The organism is Actinospica durhamensis (genome assembly GCF_018139695.1).
In the GTDB taxonomy this organism is placed as follows: Bacteria; Actinomycetota; Actinomycetes; order Streptomycetales; family Catenulisporaceae; genus Actinospica; species Actinospica durhamensis.
In genome coordinates this window covers 1-390 of the sequence record NZ_JAGSOG010000884.1, presented here as the reverse complement: position 1 = coordinate 390, position 390 = coordinate 1, and the positions used below count along the sequence as shown (strand labels likewise).

General features: G+C 62.3%; 1 protein-coding gene. It reads right to left on the bottom strand.

Annotation, left to right across the window (positions count from 1 at the left end):
* The coding region (locus KDL01_RS47400) for an isocitrate/isopropylmalate family dehydrogenase (protein ID WP_246577735.1) at positions 1-180 on the bottom strand (180 nt) is incomplete at its 3' end.
* Between the last annotated feature and the right edge of the window lie 210 nt (positions 181-390).

Here is a 390-nt window from a genome sequence, read left to right as displayed (position 1 = left end):
GTCGGGCATCATCTGGCCGTGCTGCTGGTAGTAGTCGCAGCTGGCCCAATCGATGGTGTGGCACTCAAGCTGCAAGCCAAAGCGCTCGGCCGCCGCCTGGATGACGCGCAGGCCTTCTGGCATCACCTCCTTGCCGATGCCGTCTCCTGGAATGATCGCGACGCGGAATGCGGGAATCATGTCGTTCCTTTTGCTTCTCTGTTAGATGGAGACCGCCGCGGAATGGGTCACCGTGCGGTCCCGCTCGTCAAGCCAGGCCGGGCGCAGTTCGGGCACCGAGTTGGCAAGTTGCACGCAGTATGGATGATGCGGGCCACCACGACCAAAATCGGACGCACATACCCACGCCGCCCATGGTGGTTACCTCCAGGTGCGTACTTGTTGCCGCAC